Origin of the sequence: Pseudomonas sp. BSw22131 (genome assembly GCF_026810445.1) — a bacterium.
Classification (GTDB): Bacteria; Pseudomonadota; Gammaproteobacteria; order Pseudomonadales; family Pseudomonadaceae; genus Aquipseudomonas; species Aquipseudomonas huanghezhanensis.
Map to the genome: position 1 here is coordinate 4,900,865 of NZ_CP113949.1, position 18,660 is coordinate 4,919,524.

Sequence of the window (18,660 nt, forward strand, 5' to 3'; positions counted from 1 at the left end):
CTCGCTGTTCAGCACGACGGTCGACGTATCTTATTGATTCGGGTACACTCCGCGACCTGACTGCTAGGGCAGCAGATCTGGGGCCGATTAGGATTCGACGCCGGTGATGAAACTCTAGGGGCATGCCGAGTTGGTAACAGAACTCGTAAATCCACTGTTGCAACTTTCTATAGTTGCCAATGACGAAACCTACGGGGAACAAGCTCTCGCCGCGTAAGCGGTGCTAGCCTTCCTTCTGGCAGCTTCGGCTCCAGCAATCATCAGGGGATGTCTGTAAACCCAAAATGATTGTCATATAGAACAGAATCGCCGTGCAGTACGCTGTGGACGAATCGGCTAAAACTTACACAGCTCGCCCAACGCACCCTGCCAATCGGGTCGCAGAGGGTTAACTTAATAGATCTGGCTAAGCATGTAGTCCCGAAAGCGGAGTACTGGCGGACGGGGGTTCAAATCCCCCCGGCTCCACCAAACAAGCGTTACAAATCAAGCACTTAGCGTTTATCGCAAGTGCTTTTTTTGTGCCTTTTGGGGCTGTTTCGGCTCCGTAATGCCAGCTTAATGACAGCTTTTTCCATCAGTGCCAGCTTCAAAGGACGGACGCCCCCATGCTTAAGGTGTTTTTGAGTTACACGAAGGTGGATCACGAAAAGGTCGAACCATTTTTTCACCGCCTGACTCATGAGGGATTCGACCCCTGGCTTGATAATGAGAAACTGCTCCCGGGTCATAACTGGAGCTATGAAATCGATCAGGCTCTAGCAGAAGCGAACGTCGTCATGCTTTTTGAGCACCTCAAGCGTCAGCAAGCGAGGATTCGTTCAGCGCGAAGCGAATCAAGCGATTGAGAATCTCAAGTCAAAGTTGCCCTCTGATATCTACATAATCCCGGTGCTTCTGGAGGATTGTGAAGTCCCACCACACATTAGCGATCGCCTACAGTTCGTAAATGTGGCCGACCCAAATTTTTGGACGAAGATTCTAAAGTCGCTTGAACAGGCCGCTGTCGAACAAGCAATTATTCGGGAGCAAGGCGCCAGCCACGGGCCGTTCAGGGTGTTTGAAGAGAGCATAAGCGAAGACTGGGTCGGCACACCTGGGCACAATATCCAGCTAAGCTTTCCAAGATTCACGTCAGACACTGCGTCCGATGCAGCACGCACACTTTCGGCCATATTCTTTGGCCGAGCGCACATGGCTTTGGTCAGGAACAGAACGAAGCCCTGGCACCAAGACCCTGCAGACCAATACTTTGGCAGTGATAATGGAGGTGGGACAGCTATGCAGTTGTTCACGCTAGTGAGCGGTTTGTAAGCGTTTCCTACACCGTAGGCTGGTACGGCGCTGGGGCGGCACATCCCAATAGCCATTTTGAATGTCACAACTTTGCGATTATTGAATCGAAGATTTACCCAATAGAGCTGCATGAGCTTTTTACGAGTTGGGAGATAGGACGGCAGGTCATCATAAGCGGCTGCATACATGACATACAGCGGGAATATTGGGAACGAACCGGCGAGTTTCCGGATGCAAGCGCGATGGAATGGATCACAACAGGGGTTGGAGATGGAAGCCTAGACAGTTTTCTACTGACTCAAACTGGCCTCACGTTTCTGTTTAGCCCATATGAAGTCGGTCCGTATGCGTTGGGAAGCTTTTCAGCACACGTGCCCTTCGATCGGTTTACCAGCGGTGCGCTGCGCAACGATTTTGTGCCCACGCTATCTCATGAACCTGATAGTTGATCTTAGATCGCGATCAAATAACCAAGTGCCAGGACCATTAATCTAGGCCTGCAGCGGTACAGGCCCGAATAACTGTATGGTCAATTAGGCGCTCACCGCCCGCCCCTTCAACTCAGTTTGAGAACGCGTGCAACCTCCCTTGGATGCATCCCGTGTTTCAGCGCAGCCCGCGCATCACACGTCAACTTCATCAACGTAGCATCCTCAAACTCAACAGCAAGCGCCGCAGCCCTCCTTACGATTTGTAAAGCCAACATGGGAGGAAAATCCTTCGCCCCCGGAACAGTTGATTGATGGATTTCTTCACCTGACATATTGAAATACCTCTCGAGGTAGATGGCTTGAAGGCGCCATTGCAGAGTTTCATTTCCTGGTTAATTGTGCGGCGATCTGCGTGAGCGCCAGATGGCCGAGGTCGAATATTGCTGAGGGCGGTCAATGGGCGCCTTCACTGTGGCGGCGGCCGCGAGGCGAATAGATTTCTCATGCGCCTGGCCCGCCTCGAACAGCTGCAAGGCGGCGGCCTCGATCGTCAAGCCATCAGTGACGGCCGCGTGCACCACCGAATCAAAGCCAGAGCCTGGGGCTACCAGAGCCATGATCCCTGCAATGCGGATTTGCTCTGCTGACTGCGCAACGACTTTTAACGGTGAATTCAGAGCGCGCACCGATTGCTTCCCAGGAACGAATGGCGCCGGTTTCGTCTTCGGCGGTAATTGTGCTGACGAGCTCTTCGCGGACAGTTCACTGATGACGCCTTCAAGTGAGCCGAGACGGTGAGCAAGCCCGGCCTTAACTGCGGCCGCTCCCACAAGCAAACCGCCGTTCCCGCCCATGGCCGGCACGCGACTGGGCGAAACACCCAGGTTCCGGGCCACCTTCGCCTCAAAAACGCTGGCCATCGCATCCACAGTTTCACCAACCTTCGCCCGCCCTTGCTCTGAGGACAGGTCAGGTCGCTTGTTGGGCGCATTGCGGCTGACGATTTCGTAACTTTTCGATCCAGCTTTGTCGCCGGAGACTGTCACTTCGACCACCACTCCGATGCTACCGAGGATTGCCGTGTCATCGACCACGACCTCATTGGCAGCCGAAGCGATCCAGTAGGCCGCACTCGCACCGGTGCCGCCGACATAAGCAACGATGCGTTTCTGCAAGCGACCGGCGTAGATCATGTCTGCCAGCTCGTTAATGCCGCTGGCCACGCCGCCCGGGCTGTCGATGTCCAGGACTATCGCTTTCACCGCCGGGTTATCCAAAGCTTGGCGAATGTCGGTTGCCAGGATCTGCGTGCTGGTGGCGCCGCTGATCTCAGTCAGCAGGTTCGCGTAACGAAAGATCGGACCGGTGACTGGGACGATGGCGACACCACTGCGGATGACCACACTGCGGGTATTGTCGAGTTTTTGCCCTAGCCGGGCCTCAAGCGCAGCGGGATCACCAAGGCGATCGGAGATGGCCAGCAGGTTATCAAGGGCGGATGGAAGCATTAGCCAGGGTTGTGAGCTGGCCATATCAAAGGCATTGCGCATGGTTGGGTTCTCGCAGAGATAGGCACGGGAGACTGGGCGACGGTCGCAGATGTCGCAGATGTCGCAGATGAGAGTAGTTTTTTGCACTTACTCAAACGCGGTTTGCGCTCGATCGGACTCGCAAAAAGCCAGGTTGGTGTTTAGTTGGTATTTTCGGGAGTCAGGTTGGTGTATTAAACAGCAGAAACCGCTCTATTACGGGCCTTACAGCCCACTGACAATACAACAACCAACCCCCCTGAAAAAAAGTCATACATAGTTGGAAACCGGGGCTCGAATTACCCTCACCCGGGGGGCGGGCCGGGAAGGACCCATGTAGTACGTCGAGTCCCTGAGCCGGCAGGCCCAACAGGCCGGCCCGGTGATCGCGGCTCGATGCCGATCCGACCGAGCCATGTACGTGCCCGAAAGATACCCCCAGCTTTGGGGCCATCTATAAGCGGAAGGCCCTTTATGCTTGGGTCAATGCTTCCCGGCTCAGGGTAGCTGCCTCACGTTCAACAACGTGTTGAGTGATGCTGTCGCGACCGATGCGCGATGTGAGCGGGATGTGCAGCGCCTCGAAGTGCCGCACGTTGCCGCCTCCGAGCGGCCCGGTGGCGACGATCTTGGCGGCCAAGCTGATCAGCTCGTTTGCCTTTACGTCCCACTGCGCATCGAGCACCACGCGCACGGCGCGGATCTGCTCCGCCTCCAGCTCCTGAAGATCAGCGGTGGCATTCGCGACGGCAGCTTCAAGCGACCGATGTTCGGCTTCCAGAGCGCCGATCACCAGACCAGTCGTGCGACCCTGCGAGCCATCGGCATCCGCGGTTGCCTGGTGAAGCTTCAACAAGGCCGCACTCTCGGCTGCCGGGTCGTCGACCGCCATCGCTTCGGCATAGGCCTTTGCGGCCATTTTTTCCCCTTCGTGGGCCTTGGCCTGAAACTTCTCCGCATCCGCCTTTAGAAATGCCAACTTTATCGAGAGCTTGTGACGGGAAGCCTCAAGCTTGGCCAGCTCCTTCTGCGCTGCCTGGATCTTCTTCGGCGCCGCCTTGATCACCGCCGGCGCACCCGACAGCTCCTGCTCCCAACGCACGATCCGCTCAAGAGGGATGTTTTCAGCCTGCAGACCGTTCCTCTCGGTGAACAGCCGATCACGATGGGCTTTGAGCTGAAAGATGGGATTTCGCTCCCGCGGGCCGGCTTTCGCGAGATTCTCCTCAAGAACGGCCAATTGTTCAGGGATTTCGCCTAGCTCGAGCTGAATCTCCGCGATTCTCTCGACGTTCTTTTGGAGCGTGGTTTGGCTGGCGGTCGGTTTGCCAGCCTGTTTGTCGAACAGTGCCATATCGTGTTTCCTAAGTTATTACCAATGAGTGTTGTTTTGCATACCGGGATAAGGCTTCACGAAGTCTTCTAAAACCACGACCAAACCTTGCCCTTTAACTCTTGGGCCATTTTCTGCAATTCGCTTACTCCATTCACCTGAAGCTTTATAGGCTTCTGTTCTGTCGTGATGTCGCGCTGGAACATGGAACAACCGATATACGGGCTTATTTCGTGAAGCCCAATATCGGACAACGCCTAGCCTCGCCTCATTGATACCAAGGTTAGTTGCCAGCTGACACACTTCGGAAAATGAAAAGGGTCTCTCGGATTTGGCTATACACTCTGCCGTCCAATATTGAGCCATCACTAATACCTGATTCTTATCAGTTGCCGATTGAGTTACGACTTCCCAAACTTCAAGCGCTGGTTGCGGATGATCCGGTCAAACTCCTGCTGCGGCGCCTGCAATTGGTAGGTGTCGCCTCCAACGGTGAATGACACTGAACCAAATGATTGCGGCTCTGGCGGGTTTAGTCGATTCAGCAAAGCCTCTCCAGGTGCCGGAATGTTCGGCAAGGAACGCCCCACCTCCCCACCACTTGCGAAACGGGGCAACCGCCGCTCGTTGATCTTCCTGAGAAGCTCCGGCCCGTAATGGCGCACCGCGGCCGCCTGCATCACAAACTCACCGTTGGACAGCCGAGCCAGAATGCTATCGCTGGTCGCTGTGCCCGGCCCCTTCACGAGATCGCCTGCGGCATAGCCAGGTAGCGTTGCGCTTCCCTGCTGCGTGTCGCCACCGCCGCCATCAGCCCCCAAAACGGTGACGGCCACGGTCAACGATTGCCTGATCAACTCGGCAAACGCAGCTATCTGATTTTTAGCAGTATCGAGCGCGGTTAAATCAACGACAGGCGTGACCGGCACCCCGAGGTCCGCAATGGCGCCGTCGGCAATCGCCGGGGCAACGGTGACCGGCACCGGACCCTGGGAAACAACCTGCTCAACCATTTTTTGACGGTAATCGTCAGCAAGAACAGGCTCAACCGGAGCGCTAATGCTCTCCTGTGAGTAGTCGGTTACACCTGGCTGATATTTTAAGGCCGGCGCCTTGGGGCTCGTGGCGGGCACTGGCGGAGTTGGGGGGTTATCTAGCTGGGCTTCAGGTGCAGTCGCGGCCAGAGCTTCTGCCGTTGGGTATTTGAGCGGATTAGCAGACTTACCTGACATTGTCTGCATCTGCTCAGGGGTAGCCTGCAGATTCATCGGCACATCAAACGCCAACCCCAACTTCACTCTGATGTCCTGAAACTGCTTGAGTATCGCGGCAATCGCATCGTCTGAGATGACTGGCGTTATCTGCAAGTCTTTCAGTTTTGCAGCCTCCTCCCGCAAATCGGCGAGCTTTTGCTCTATTGTTTTTTTTCCGTCCTCAGCTTTTTTTACATCTTTGTCGCCTGCCTGCTTAACGATGCCCTGTAGCTCTTTGATGAAACCGGCAAACCCCAGCGTATTACCCCCGGCTTCCGATATTCTCTTTATGACATCGAGTGAAGCCTGGGCGTTCTTCTTCGCCCCCTCTACATCGCCAGAAGCCAGTGACTGCTTCGCGCTGACTTTAAGTGCCTGAGCATTACCGTAAGATGCCTCGCCGGAAGTGCCACCATTTTGTAAAGCTGCAATCGCGTCAATGTACTGCTTTTGATCCTCGATTTGCTGATCTTTGGCCTTTTTGAGATCGGCAGTCGCTTTCTTCTCAGCAGTTAACTGATTCTTTATCCCCTCTTTTGCCGCCTTAAGAAGGTCTGTCTGGGTCTTCTTAAGTTGCTCGACTCTTTTTCTGTCAGCTTCTGCACGCTGATCATTAGCGGTCGCCGCATCCTTGACCGCTGTTTGTTGTGCAGTCCGCTGTTCCGCATTTAACCCTGTCGCCTCCTCCAGCAACTTAGCGCGGTACGCTTCGAACTCCTTCAGCTTCGCCTCAAGCGATTCTTTCGAATAAAGCATATTAACGATCGTATCGTCATCGGCCGTGAACAGCGTGCTGATGTTGAATCCCTTCAGCGCCTCCTTCGCCGCGTTAATATCTTTTTCCACTTTCTCAAGCGGGCTGACTTGGCCGGTTGCCTTCGCAGCCATGTACCCAATGTCATCGCCGATACTCACCAAACCCGAAAGACCTTTCGGAATGGTCTCACCGAACTTCAACACCACAGCGCCAAGTCTGTTGAGGTTGCTGGCCACGGTGGGGTCAGCGATTGTGTCCCCCAAATGCTTGATTTGGTCGATTAGTGGCTTGGTGTCGACAGAGCCGAGCGCCAGGGTGATCTTGTCGCCCATCACAGTGAACGCGCCGCCCACCGTCTCCGGCAAAATCGCCGCCTCTTTCTGAAGCTGCGGCAGAGCGTCGATGACAACTTGTGTGATTGCCTCCGACGTCAGTTGCCCAGCGGCGGCCATGACGCGGAGCTGGCCGATCGGGACCTTGAACCCCTCGGCCATAGCCCTCAATAGACGCGGGGAGTTTTCTGCGATGGAGTTGAATTCCTCGCCGCGCAGAACGCCAGAGCCGAGCGCCTGTGAGAACTGGGTGATCGTGCTGCTCGTCTCCGACGTCGTTGCGCCGCTGATGCGCAGCGATTGCGTCACCGCGTCAATGACTTTCAGGGTGTCGCCCTGATCACGTCCCATCGCGGACAAGGCTGGCGACAGGCGACTATAAAGCGTGACCACATCTGCGAGCGGCGCCTGAGATCTCGTCGCAATCTCCCGGGTGGCTGACTGTGCGATGTTGAATTCCGTCTGGCTCTGGGTCGCAAGCCGGAGCTGCGCATCCATCTTCTTCACACTGTCAGACGCTTTCGTGTACTCGCTGAAGACTGCCGTCGCGGCTCCCACACCGCCGGCGATTCCCAGGGCGCCGCCAACGGTAAGGCCGCCACCGGATCTGCCAGATGCAGAGCTCAGGTCGGCGATCGCCCGCTTGGTCTCGTCCACTTTCCTGCGGTAGTTCGCCTCCGCCACAGCGCGCTCTTGCGCAGAGAGCACGCCCTGCCGTGTCAGCTTGGCGTAATCGCCAGCCAGCGCTGTGAGCTGGGTACGCAGCGCCCTGTACTGATCGACCCCGAGATTCTTACGCGCCGTGGCCACCGAGGTATCAGGGGCGGCCGCGGGCGCACGGCTGGCAGCCCGGAGCTCCCGAAGCTTGGCCAAGGTCTCCGAGACGCTGCGCCGGTAATTCGCCTGCGCGACGCCCAGCTCCCTTGAGGACAATTCTCCCGAGCTTGTCACCAGCGCGTACTGCTGGCGCAACTTGATCAGCTCTTGCTGCGTCTCCCTTACCGCCCCGACGCCCAGCGTTGATTTGGCGGAGCTCAGCGCGGCGTTGTTGCGTCCGGCCGCAAGGGCCTTCGCGTATTCGGCACTGAGGCGGGACTGCTCGGCGGCCAGGTTGCGCGTGTCGACGCCGGCGGCGCGCAATCCCTGGCGCATCGTGCTCAACTGGTTAATCTGAACAGCTTCCACTCGCCCAAGGCGCTCAAGCTCCCGGACCGAAGCTTTATAGGCTTCCTGCAGCTGCTTGGACGGGTTCTCTGCCCTGCCCACCTCGGCGGCCAACTCGCGAACACGGTCCCGAGCATCGCGCATCGACTTGCTGGTGTTCGCGACGCTCGACTCGAGATCGCGGAAGGTATTGATTTGGCGAAGCGGTTTCTCAACCACCTTCACCATGTCGGCGAACTCCTTCCTGACCCCGCCACCTCCTTGGTGGCTCCGTCCAGATCGGCGGTTAAACGCAGTTCTATGTCACGCATGATTGGTCAGCCTTTGAGCGCGCGCAGGAACAGTCGCCACGGATACCCCAGCACCTGGGTGTGGCCGAGAACGATCAGTTTGCAAATGCAGTCATCAAACGAATTCAGAGCCTGGCTTACGGGCACACCCGGGCCAGCATCTCGAAAAAAACTGGATTCCTCTCCTTGATGGCGTCGATCACCTTTGCGAGGTCGCTCGGAAACATCTCCTCGATCTCGTCGCGAGTCAGGTTGGTCAGGTGCACCAGGTCGCACAGCCGAACATCTTTGAAGAGCGAATCGCCGACAAAATCCGCGTCTGGGTTTGGTTGGAGAATCAACCGGGCGATATTGACAGTCACTTCTCGGACGATGATTTCTTTACCGGCCACGTTCATAACACTGGACTTACTAATTTCCATTTTCTTCTCTCAATAAAAAACCCGCCGAAGCGGGTGGGGATGGACGATCAGGGCCGATGCCGGGATGGCGGCATTGGTTTTGCGCGGATCAACTGGCGTACGAGCACGCGGCTGTACCCGTTTCCGGTTCAGCATTCGCGCTGAAGCCCTGTTTCAGGGGGTTTGAGGCACGATGCTGCCCCGGGACAAACCGGAACCGGAAACGGCTGATTCAGTAAAAGGGTCATACATAACGGGCGATCGGGGCTCGAATTACCCTCACCCGGGGGGCGGGCCGGGAAGGACCCATGTAGCACGCCAATCCCCCCCGCCGGGGGTGCAAAGAAACTGCACATCCCCCCCGGTGGGCGCAACAGGCCGGCCCAACCACCGACGGTGGACGAACCGCAGAAAACAAAAAACCCGACGCAATGGCCGGGTTTCAAGGGGTGAAGTGCGATACGCAATCTCCGCACTATGAGGCAAATGCTAGGGTTCATCCTCGCGGATGTCAACGGGATTCGACTGGTGATCAAGGACGCAATCGATCCAACCCACACCAGCTCTGATCAGCTCTCGCGCCTTGGCCTCACTCATGCCGTGCAGATCGCCGATGCGCTTCGCAGCGTGACCGTCGCCGTAATAGGACAACACCATCTCGCCTAACTGCCGCTCCCTTGCCGTGAGCCTGGCAACTGCCCCATCAACCACCAAGGCGACGTCATCAGTGATGAAGAACGAAGGCTGGTTGGCGGATGGGCCAGTGGTGAGGGATCGAGGCGAGCCGGTGCCTACCCGACGCCAGATTGCCCACTGCTCAAGTAACACCTCGGTGCCGCCCAGTGGTTTCCCGACGTGACTGCGGGCCGTCATTGCGCACCCCCTGAGAGACTTTCCATACTCCTAGGTAGTGGAATGCTAATCGCGCTGGAGGCCTTGGATTGCGTAGCCCGTAGCGGATTTCCCGAAACATTGCATCTTGCGTTTGTCTCGCTCGCGATAGCGCTTAAGCCGTACTCGTCTAAACGGTGATGCCACTTTTCCAGCGCTTCACGTTTGAGGTTTTCCGCAGCGGTGTGGATGTAGGTCGCATCCATGTTCTTGAGGGCATGGTTCACCAGCATCTCGCCCACCAGGTAGTCGATACCTAGATCCATCCAGGCTGTGCGGGCCACCTTGCGCAAGTCGTGGCTCGTCCACTGGTGATCACTGAGGCGGGCAAACACTGCGGTGGCAGTGGTTGCGCTCATGGCGCCACGCCTGATACCCGGAAAGACATAGGCGCCTTGATAGCCGTTTGCCCGCTGGAAAGCCTGATACGTCTGTAGGAGCGAACAAACCTGATCGGTCAGCGGCAACAGATGTTCGGCCTTGGTCTTGGTATCGCCCTGCGGAATGAACCACTGGCGGGTGTTCAAGTTGACGTTGCGCCAGAGCGCCATGCGTGTTTCGCCGAGCCTCGTTCCATGGCAGAGCATCATCAGCGCCAGCACGGCCTCTGTTGGCAACACAGCGAACGTCGCGGACACCTCGGCCAGCACCGAGGAAAGGTCATCGGTGCGCAGCCGAGAAGGCTTGGGCTTGACCCGCTTCGATACAAAGTCACTGAACTTGAGCCCTGCCATCGGGTTGAGTCGCAGATGCCCGAGGCGATGGGCCTGGCGCATCGCGACCGCCAGCACGTTGTAGACCAGTCGCACGAACGACAGCGCATAGCGCTCCTGCATTGGCCACATCAGCAGACTGTCCAGTGAGGCTTTGCCCAGATCGCTCAATTGCAGGTTGGCCAGCCTCGGAACCAAGTGGCACTTGAGCGCTGACTTCGCCCCGGCCTTGCGCTTCTCCGAAAGGCTACGGTCCCGGATCATCCGATTCGTGTACCAGCGCAGCAGATCGCCCATGGTGGCCCAGGCGTTTTCGGTTGAGGTTGCTTCCGGATCAATCGCGCGGCGTAACAGTATCGCCGGAAGGGCTGACTGAATCGACTTAGCGCTGATGCCCGGATAGTCGCCAGCCTTGCCCCACTTGCCGCGTACCACGACGTGCCAGGCGCCCCGGGTGCGGTCGGTGGTGGAGTAACGGAAACGGAGCTCCGGGAACCGTGGGTCGCGCAACTGCCGCACGGCGCCGGCGGACTGCTTGCGAATCTCGGAGTCCGTCAGCACGACGTGGAGTGTTTTCAGGGAAGTGGTCATTGTGCGGTCCTCCCGCGATACCGGTGAGAGAGACTTGTGGACTTGCTGGGAGTGGGTCCCGGCTCGGTCCAACCAGCGGCCAGATTTTCAAATCGGTTGTATTGCCCCAGAAACGCCGCGCGCACAGTGCCCGTTTCCACGTCGCGGCCTTTGCCGATGATGATTTCCGCGATGCCCTTGGCCTCTGTGTGTTCGTTGTAGATCTCGTCGCGGTATACGAACAGGATCACGTCTGCGTCCTGCTCGATCGCACCGGACTCACGCAGATCGGACGGAATGGGCCGCTTGTTCGGGCGCTCCTCGCACTTGCGCGAGAGCTGGCTCAGCAGCACGACGGGAATGCCCAGCTCGACCGCCAGCAGCTTGAAGCCGCGGCTGATGCTGCTGACAGCCTCGGTTCGATTGCCGCCCTCGCCTTCGAGCAGTTGCAGGTAGTCGACCATCAGCAAATCGAGCCCGTATCGCAACTTGTGACGTCGAGCCATTGAGCGGATGCGCCCTACCGTCCCACCAGCACGATGGGCAAAGAACAGGTTTGCTTGGCTGATCGCGGAAGTTGCGGCTGTGAGCTGGGCGGTGTGGGTATCGCAGGCCGTCCCGTTTTTGATGGCCGCCAACGGAATGCGCCCCTCCGATGCAATCGCCCGATCAGTCAGCGCGCCCTCCTCCATCTCGATGCTCACGACCAGCGCAGACTTCCCGGCATGAACCGTGGCGAACGACGCAAAGCCCATGCCCAGCGTGGTTTTCCCCATCGCGGGGCGTCCAGCGACGATGATCAATTGCCCCGGCAGCAGCCCACCCAGCTTTTCGTCCAGATCCGCCAGGCCAGTCGGCAACCCCTGGAGCGTTTCGCCGCGCAGATGGCGGTCAAATCGTTCCTGCCAGACTTCGACCTGCGCCGCCAGCACATCGGACACCTTCACGACTTCGTCCGATTGGCTGCCGCTGTCGATGTGCATCGCGGCCGCCTGCACTGCGGCGATTTTCGATTGTGTGTCCTGTTCGCCCTGCGAGATGTCGATTGCCTGGATGCCAAGCGCATGCAGGGCGCGGTCAATGGCACGCTCCCGGACGATCTGCGCATAGGTCCCGGCGCTGGCGATGCTCGGCGTGCCCCGAACGATATCGCTGCAGTACGCCAACGCGCTGTCACCGTTGGCCAGCACGTTGATCTGGCTCGCTACGGTCAGGAAATCGACGTCCCGCCGAGCCGATCGGACCGCCATGATGCCGCGATAGACTTCGGCATTTTCGGCGAAGTAGAACGACTCGGCGGACAGGTCATCGCTCAGGGTGTCAATCAACTCCGGACGCTGAAGCATCGCGCCCAGCAAGCCGTGCTCCGCTTCGAGGTTGTAGGGATCACGCATGCTGGCGGCCCTCGGCGATGTCGCGGAAATTCTGGCGGGCGACTAGCGCTTCGAGGTAAGGCTTGCGATTTTGACCGCGATAAAATACTTGGCCAAGGGGTCGGGCAGCGCGGAAAAAGTCCGTCCAGAACCCGAGGTCTTGCTGCGCGGGGTGCTCGCGCCAGCGCTCTTCGAGAATTCCTCGAAGTGTTTCGTCCAGCACCGTCACCTGGTCGAAGTTCGGGCATTGCTGGTGATAAATCTCGACAATCTCAGCGGCCGGACAAGAGCCCTCAGGCGAGCCGGTACCCAACTCATCCTCCCAGCGTCGAGCGTTGAGCCATGAGGCCGGCAGAGGTACGAATTGCCCGTTGTCGCGGCTCCAAGACTCTTGCGCCATGTGTTCGGCGAGGGCAGTCATCAACACCGAACGCAGCTCGGGCGACGGATTTAGCTTGCGCCACGCCTTCTCGGCCTCGGCACGCTTCTGGCGCTTCGGGTACAGGCCGTAGAAACCGGCAAACCCGGCCAATGGGTCAGGCTTGCCCTGAGTTTGCGGTGGCTGAGGGATCGCCGAAGCGGGTTGGACAGAACCGTGGGTGACTGGCGACTGTGCTTCGCCCTGTTCGCTCGGCGGTGTTCCGGATTCGTGTTCGTCGTCCGGCACAACGTGCTGGGGACATGCTCTTGATTTAAATCTTTTACCTTTACCTTTACCTCTCTCTTTATATTCGGTGACAGGTCCGTCGCAGGTGACGCACCTGTCCTTGTGACAGGTGCGTCACTGTCCTTGTGACTGGTCTGTGGCAGTTGTTGAAGCATGGTCCGCATTACCGCTACCGATTCATTCCAAGCCACATGCACACCGTGGACTGCCAACTGACCCCGAAGCTCCTTGGACTCCTCCCGGTGCAAACGCTTGCGCTCTGTATCAGCCGCCTGCTTCTCCAGATAGCTCAAACGCTCGCCCCAGGCTGTCAGCGCTTTTTCAGCGATCACCGCGTGGTAAAGACGACCGTCCGAACACAACTGCCAGCCGTGCAGCGCCTGCACTTTGAGTTTTGCCCAGCGGCTATTGGCGCCGGACAGATGCGCCAGCACCCGGTCATTATTTGGCAGGGAGCCGGCTGGCACCTGCATCCACGACTTACACCAAAGCGCCACGGCCGCTTTGAATTCCTCCCCGGTGGATAGCGCGAACAGATCGCTGTCGAGCACCCGGGACACATCGAGAGGCATGAAAGCCATCCCAGCCAAATCAACGCCGGCAGGAACGAAAGGATCAGGAAGCACATCAGGCGCAGCGGTCATACTTCCTCCTCGGCAACGTGCTGGGTATAGCGAAACTCACCGTCCCAGCTGTCCTTCATCGGCAGTTCGTTGGCCACGTACATCTCCCAAAGGCGCTTCTCACCCTTGGGCAACAGCACCAGCTTGTAGCGCACCAGCGGAGACTTGCCGGGGCGGGGAATGCTTGTGGCGTCCTCCGACAGAAGCTTGTCGCGAGCATCGCTGTAAACGCGCCAGACGTGACTCCGGCGCTGGTCTTTTTCGGCGTCGTATATCCAGCGCTTGCGCGAAAGATGCCAGTTGATTTTCTGGCTGTTCACACCGTTGAGGGTGCGAGCGAATTGAGTTGGAGTCAGACCGCCTTGGAAGCTGGATGCAGATCGGTCGGGCAGTAGAGGGACTTGCGGAGTTACCTGGCAGCTCGCCAGCCTTAAGCGTTCATTCTCTTTCACCACGGCCAAGTGCGCCTCAAGAGCTTCCACGTAATTGGCAGGCAAGCTGCCCAGCGTGGCCGATGGAGCTACGCGGAAGTAATTGTTCACCAACTGGCGCTGGACCTCCCAGGCCAGCGGGTCAGTGAACGGCTTCACCAGCATGAGGTATCCGACCTCTGTGAAGATCAGGACCTTTCCGGGGGTGCCACCCTGAGGACGTATCAGACCAAGCGTACGTATAGCGTCCGGCTGGTCCAGCTCAATGAAATCCTCGCCTTCGCGGAATTTATCGCGGTGTTCATTGAAGGTCCTCCGCGCGGTTCCGTCCGGGCGCTGGTGCACCTGGTCCACCATGGACATGGTGACGATGCGACGGCCTTGATATTCCAGAACCGCGAGCTCCGTGTTCTCGATAGTGATCAGATTCATGGAGCCTCCATTGCTTTGATCACGGCCATAAGAGCCGCATCTGTACGAGCCAGGTGCCGGTTCGTTTCGTCCACAAGCTCTTGCTCAGAAACCCGGTCGAGAGAGGAGCCCAGTTCAGCAGCGGCAGCCTCGATCCATTTGCCCATTTCGGATAAGAAGCCGGCGCGCTGCCCATCGACTGAGTCGACTTCCTCCGGCGTTTCAGGCTGCTTGGACGCAAGCCCGCGAAGCATCGACTCGAGCAAGACCGATGACAGTCGGCAGGGGTTTGATTGCTCGTCACGGACATACTTCAGGAACAACCGAAACACGGACTTGCCGACGTCACATCCACCGTGGAACCCCCCAGACATCGGGACATCCCATGAAGATGGGCGTCCATGATCTTTGCCAACGAATGCAAGACGAGCGGTAGCAAGTTTCCCAGCGGGCTTTGACCGCAGGCCTAAACGCTTGCTCTTAGGTAGCGGGCGTTTTGATTTGGGGATTGGTGTACTCATATCCCCTTCCTCACGCCCGCTCTGCGGACTTCGTCAAAGCGGTAGGAGGCGCAGGCATGGGAAACCGCGCTGTGCAACACGTCTTCCGGGATTTGAGAGTGCTGGGCTTGGATTGTCAGATGAAAAATGACGGCCCCAATTACGACGCCGATCGGGACGTCTGAAGCAACAGCCCTAAGGACAGCTTGCTCGCACATCGTCTCGGCCAGCTCTTCGTATTCTTCAAGATTTGGGGATGCGGTTGGGCTGTTCATAGAGCAGCCTCCGAACTTGCATGCGCGATTTGTTCGAACTGGTCGATGGCAGCGTCAGCGGAGGCGACACCTGTGTCACCCAGGTGCTTAGCCAACTGCGCCAACAACTGAACGTCACGGCCTTCGCAGTGTTCCACATCGCGCGCGATAGCTCGCGCCAGTGCGGCAAACCATTCAAGGCGTTCGCGGGCCGCTGACAGTTCGAAACCAGCATCCTCTGCAAGCTTTTTCACATTCGCACTCATTTAGCACCGCCATGCACTTGGCTCTGCTGGATGCCATAGGTGCCGCCGTCGAGCAAAGCTTTAGCGCCCTCAAGTACGAAGCCGATGGCAAACAGCACTGACCCGTTGGCGCCGCCTGGTTCGTCGACATAATGTTCAATGATTGCCAGAGCTCCAGCCATGAGACTGCTCGACTCCTGCAAGGCCTCGCCAGCACTAGTACCCGGCTGGAGCTGAAACATTGGACGTTCGCTAGTCCCGCCAAATGAAGATGGGTGAATTTCGAATTTTTCAAGCGGGCATTGCGCCGCTACAGAACCGGTGGTATTTTTTGGCTGTGACATATCGTTCTCCAGAACGAAGAGATTCGAAACACTCCCGGCAAGGAGTGGTTTAAAAGCCCGCCTACTAAGCGGGCTTTTTGTTGCCCGGTGAAAAGTCACCCAGACAGCAAAATCGGAGATTCATATTTTCCGCTCATGCGGACTTCTGCATTTCACTGGATGGAATTACAGCGCCATCAGGCCCAGATGTAAGGACGGGTGCTTTGGAGGAAGCTGTATCCACCCCGGCCTGCTCCAGCGGATCGGCCTGAAGTGCACCAGATGTGAGCATCTGAATTTGGAACTGACGGAGGCGCGGAATTTCTTCTTTCCACAACGTGACCGCACCCGGGGAAATGCCCAGGGCGTCGGCAAGTTTCTTCTTGCTGCCGAAATGGTTCTTGGCCTGAGTTGTATTCATTGCACTGCCCTTCGGGATTTGGAGGGAAGTTTAAGCAGGCTAAAGGAAAGGCCGCAAGTAATTTCTTTAGCGCACTGCATGCTTAACAACAGACTGCTTAAGGTTTCGGCTATGGAAAGATATGAACGAGTAGCCAAAGCCATCGAGGCCAGCGGCAAACGAAAGGCGCAGATAGCGCGCGAATGCCAGGTATCGAGCTCGGCTGTCACTCAGTGGTTGTCGGGTGAAAGCAAGAGCCTCAAACCTGAGAGCATCTACGCGCTCGCTGCAGCGACAGGCTTTAACGCTGAGTGGCTCGCAATGGGCACCGGGCCAGAGCGCGACTCAGAAACCAACGTGGGACCTGCATTCCGCCCTCAGAAGCGTTCGCGGTCATATCCGGTCATAAGCTGGATTGCCGCGGGCAGTCGCGCTGAGTCACCTCAGGACTATGTCTCAGGTGCAAACCTTTGGTTCGAGTCTGATCAAAGCGCGGGCGAGGACGGCTATTGGCTTGAGGTCAAAGGGACGTCGATGAAGTCTGAGTCGAGCCCAAGCTTCCTGCCAGGCACCTATGTCCTCGTGCAACCAGAAGGCTTCGATTTGATCAGTGGCAAGTACTATATTGCCCAGCACCGCGACGGCGAGACGACTTTCAAACAGTATGTTTACGATGCCGGAAAGGAATATCTTGTCCCGCTCAATCCGGCTTTCGAGACCGTAGCCATCAAGGATGACTGGGAATTTATCGGCAGGGTCATCGACGTGAAGGTGACCGGGCTTTGACGTTTGAGGAGGACTACCCAAAACTGGACAGTCCTCCATTCGCAGAAAATTCAAGCATGACCATCCGAATCTGTATCGCCCTGGCTTTAACGACGTTGTCTCTCAACGCCGTAGCAGGAAATCTTGCCGTTCCGTCTGACCCAAAGGGTGAATTCACCGTCCTCGAAAAAGGCGGATCCGGGGCAGAGCGCACGATCGTGACGAAGCGCGCTGGTGCATCCGGCATCAGCTATTCAACTCGGTTGTTCAATTGTCCGGAAAGCACCGTCAAGTACTTGGGATCAGGTGAAACGCCTGAAGCTATGGCCGCATCGCAGCCGGATGCGAATATGGTGCCCATCGTTTCAGGCTCGATCGCTTACTACGTGGGGCTTGAGGCCTGCAAGTAATCACCCCCCAAAATTTGTCGACAACCCGTCTCGGTACACGCCAGAGTACAAATGTACTCCTGAGCGTTGAATGTTCGACCCGACGCCTTTACTGTACATGTATCCAGTAGCAACCAAGGAGGTACATCATGGCAAAGGCAAAAACGGCAACTCCCCCCACGCCCAGCTCATACGAAGTTTTGGGAAGCAGACTGCAAAGGGTTGTGAACTCACCCGCCGCACAAAAAAAAAGCGGCCGTCCTTTACCCCGCAACAGGTGATTCGCCCGATGACTGGGGCCGGGTGATGGATGAAATTGCGGAGAACGACAACGTCACGCTTAACCCGCAAGAAGACGGTAGTGTGCGGATATCTTGGATTGTTCCGAAGGACGAGTGACCGAACAGATCTGCGATGCCCTCCTGTAGGTGAGCATCGCAAATTGATGTCTTGAGCCTGCTTAACTTTTTTACTTCAGCAGACTTGACCTAAAAACTTTAGTAGGCTTAAATGCTCTCCAGGCACAAGGAGCGCATTTCATGAATACGGGTAAAATCATCTTCGGCAATGTTGAAGGCACAATCGGCTTCCTGGCTGCGCAAGAGCTGCGCGCCACCTTGGCGATATGCACCGGCCTGGCGAATAAGGAAATCGCACGAGTTCTGAATTGCGCACCTGGCACTGTGAAGAAATCGGTTGAGCGGACTTTCTTCAAACTCGGCGTATCGAACCGAGCCGCGTTGGTGGCCGAGGCCTTCAAGCGTGGCCTCGTCGCATTTTCATGCGGCGCAACTCCACCGCCGCAAAATCGCCACGATCAAGACCACGAGTCAGCGCAGGGCATTTTCCTTGCCTGATCAGCGGCGTGCGCCTGTGCGCGGGCGCAGTCCAGTGATCAGCGAAGCCTGACCCTATAACCACCTGAAATTTGCGAAAGCCAACAATCGCGGCACGGCCCCGGCTTGCCTGAAACAAGGAGTTCACATGCTCATCCTCACTCGTAAACCTGGCGAATCCATTCACATCGGCGGCGACATCGTTGTGACCCTCTTGGGCGTCCAAGGGATGCAAGCCCGAATCGGGATCGAAGCCCCGCCTGCAGTTGCGGTTCACCGCGAAGAAATCCACAACCGCATCCAGGCGGAGAGTCTTCAGGCTGGGCAGGCGATCTCGCAGCACATTGACGAGCGCATCAAACAAGCCGCGATGGAGCCTATGCACCTCACAGTGGTGTTCAAACTGCCAAACGCCCAGGCAGCTACCGCGCTTATCAATCAGCTTCCCCACGGCAAGCACTGCTTGGGTACGCAAGCCGTGGT

The 18,660-nt window shown here is 57.4% G+C and carries 20 protein-coding genes, 1 other RNA gene and 2 pseudogenes; 8 read left to right on the forward strand and 15 right to left on the reverse strand.

The genetic code is table 11. The annotated features are described in order from the left end of the window. The first annotated feature begins 79 nt into the window (after window positions 1-79). From ssrA to OYW20_RS26395, 3 genes are all read left to right on the forward strand, one after another. Window positions 80-471, forward strand: a transfer-messenger RNA (tmRNA) gene (ssrA, locus tag OYW20_RS22085). 137 nt (window positions 472-608) lie between these two features. Beyond that, the gene (locus OYW20_RS22090; RefSeq protein ID WP_268798026.1) at window positions 609-848 is read left to right on the forward strand and encodes a toll/interleukin-1 receptor domain-containing protein; all 240 of its coding nucleotides are present in this window, start codon (window positions 609-611) and stop codon (window positions 846-848) included. 690 nt (window positions 849-1,538) lie between these two features. Further along, the gene (locus OYW20_RS26395) at window positions 1,539-1,745 is read left to right on the forward strand and encodes an RsiV family protein (RefSeq protein WP_408005432.1); all 207 of its coding nucleotides are present in this window, start codon (window positions 1,539-1,541) and stop codon (window positions 1,743-1,745) included. A gap of 374 nt (window positions 1,746-2,119) precedes the next feature. Here OYW20_RS26395 and OYW20_RS22095 read toward each other — a convergent pair whose 3' ends face one another. The 15 genes from OYW20_RS22095 to OYW20_RS26025 all read right to left on the reverse strand — a co-directional run bounded on the left by OYW20_RS22095 (window position 2,120) and on the right by OYW20_RS26025 (window position 16,208). Next, on the reverse strand, window positions 2,120-3,277 hold the full coding sequence (locus OYW20_RS22095) for a S49 family peptidase (protein ID WP_268798027.1): 1,158 nt from the start codon (window positions 3,275-3,277) through the stop codon (window positions 2,120-2,122). A 451-nt stretch (window positions 3,278-3,728) separates the two neighbouring features. After that, complete coding sequence (locus OYW20_RS22100; protein ID WP_268798028.1) at window positions 3,729-4,610, reverse strand: hypothetical protein; 882 nt, start codon at window positions 4,608-4,610, stop codon at window positions 3,729-3,731. 380 nt (window positions 4,611-4,990) lie between these two features. Beyond that, window positions 4,991-8,323, reverse strand: coding sequence for a tape measure protein (locus OYW20_RS22105; protein WP_268798029.1), 3,333 nt, complete (start codon window positions 8,321-8,323; stop codon window positions 4,991-4,993). 199 nt (window positions 8,324-8,522) lie between these two features. Then, a complete protein-coding gene (locus OYW20_RS22110; protein ID WP_268798030.1) occupies window positions 8,523-8,807 on the reverse strand; it encodes a hypothetical protein in 285 nt (94 codons plus the stop codon). Between the two features lie 468 nt (window positions 8,808-9,275). Beyond that, a complete protein-coding gene (locus OYW20_RS22115) occupies window positions 9,276-9,659 on the reverse strand; it encodes an antiterminator Q family protein (RefSeq protein ID WP_268798031.1) in 384 nt (127 codons plus the stop codon). Next, window positions 9,656-10,981, reverse strand: coding sequence for a tyrosine-type recombinase/integrase (locus OYW20_RS22120; RefSeq protein WP_268798032.1), 1,326 nt, complete (start codon window positions 10,979-10,981; stop codon window positions 9,656-9,658). Before OYW20_RS22120 ends, OYW20_RS22115 begins: the two co-directional genes overlap by 4 nt. Next, window positions 10,978-12,354, reverse strand: coding sequence for a replicative DNA helicase (locus OYW20_RS22125; protein ID WP_268798033.1), 1,377 nt, complete (start codon window positions 12,352-12,354; stop codon window positions 10,978-10,980). The genes OYW20_RS22120 and OYW20_RS22125 overlap by 4 nt, the downstream gene beginning before the upstream one ends. Beyond that, window positions 12,347-12,760 carry a hypothetical protein gene (locus tag OYW20_RS22130; protein WP_268798034.1) on the reverse strand — a complete coding sequence of 138 codons (414 nt, stop codon included), beginning with the start codon at window positions 12,758-12,760 and terminating at the stop codon, window positions 12,347-12,349. Before OYW20_RS22130 ends, OYW20_RS22125 begins: the two co-directional genes overlap by 8 nt. Window positions 12,761-12,783: 23 nt before the next feature. Beyond that, a complete protein-coding gene (locus OYW20_RS22135; RefSeq protein ID WP_268798035.1) occupies window positions 12,784-13,644 on the reverse strand; it encodes a DUF1376 domain-containing protein in 861 nt (286 codons plus the stop codon). Then, a complete protein-coding gene (locus tag OYW20_RS22140; protein ID WP_268798036.1) occupies window positions 13,641-14,486 on the reverse strand; it encodes an ORF6N domain-containing protein in 846 nt (281 codons plus the stop codon). Before OYW20_RS22140 ends, OYW20_RS22135 begins: the two co-directional genes overlap by 4 nt. Beyond that, complete coding sequence (locus OYW20_RS22145) at window positions 14,483-14,986, reverse strand: hypothetical protein (protein WP_268798037.1); 504 nt, start codon at window positions 14,984-14,986, stop codon at window positions 14,483-14,485. Before OYW20_RS22145 ends, OYW20_RS22140 begins: the two co-directional genes overlap by 4 nt. Beyond that, on the reverse strand, window positions 14,983-15,240 hold the full coding sequence (locus tag OYW20_RS22150; protein ID WP_268798038.1) for a hypothetical protein: 258 nt from the start codon (window positions 15,238-15,240) through the stop codon (window positions 14,983-14,985). The genes OYW20_RS22145 and OYW20_RS22150 overlap by 4 nt, the downstream gene beginning before the upstream one ends. Then, entirely contained in the window at window positions 15,237-15,473 is a 237-nt protein-coding gene (locus OYW20_RS22155) for a hypothetical protein (RefSeq protein WP_268798039.1), read from the reverse strand. The genes OYW20_RS22150 and OYW20_RS22155 overlap by 4 nt, the downstream gene beginning before the upstream one ends. An 8-nt stretch (window positions 15,474-15,481) precedes the next feature. Next, window positions 15,482-15,808: a DUF3077 domain-containing protein gene (locus OYW20_RS22160; RefSeq protein ID WP_268798040.1), complete on the reverse strand. Its 327-nt coding sequence runs from the start codon at window positions 15,806-15,808 to the stop codon at window positions 15,482-15,484. Between the two features lie 133 nt (window positions 15,809-15,941). Continuing rightward, complete coding sequence (locus OYW20_RS26025; protein WP_328284795.1) at window positions 15,942-16,208, reverse strand: Cro/CI family transcriptional regulator; 267 nt, start codon at window positions 16,206-16,208, stop codon at window positions 15,942-15,944. Between the two features lie 111 nt (window positions 16,209-16,319). On the opposite strand from OYW20_RS26025, the gene OYW20_RS22170 reads away from it, so the two are divergent. The 5 genes and pseudogenes from OYW20_RS22170 to csrA form a co-directional block, all read left to right on the forward strand. Beyond that, window positions 16,320-16,973: a LexA family protein gene (locus tag OYW20_RS22170; RefSeq protein ID WP_268798041.1), complete on the forward strand. Its 654-nt coding sequence runs from the start codon at window positions 16,320-16,322 to the stop codon at window positions 16,971-16,973. A 56-nt stretch (window positions 16,974-17,029) separates the two neighbouring features. Further along, window positions 17,030-17,362, forward strand: a complete 333-nt coding sequence (locus tag OYW20_RS22175; protein ID WP_268798042.1) for a hypothetical protein — start codon at window positions 17,030-17,032, stop codon at window positions 17,360-17,362. A 128-nt stretch (window positions 17,363-17,490) separates the two neighbouring features. Continuing rightward, window positions 17,491-17,740: pseudogene (locus OYW20_RS22180) on the forward strand (DUF1654 domain-containing protein). A 140-nt stretch (window positions 17,741-17,880) separates the two neighbouring features. Further along, window positions 17,881-18,198, forward strand: a complete 318-nt coding sequence (locus tag OYW20_RS22185) for a response regulator transcription factor (protein WP_268798043.1) — start codon at window positions 17,881-17,883, stop codon at window positions 18,196-18,198. A 127-nt stretch (window positions 18,199-18,325) separates the two neighbouring features. Next, window positions 18,326-18,487, forward strand: a pseudogene (gene csrA, locus OYW20_RS22190) (carbon storage regulator CsrA); the annotation flags it as partial. Window positions 18,488-18,660: the final 173 nt, after the last annotated feature.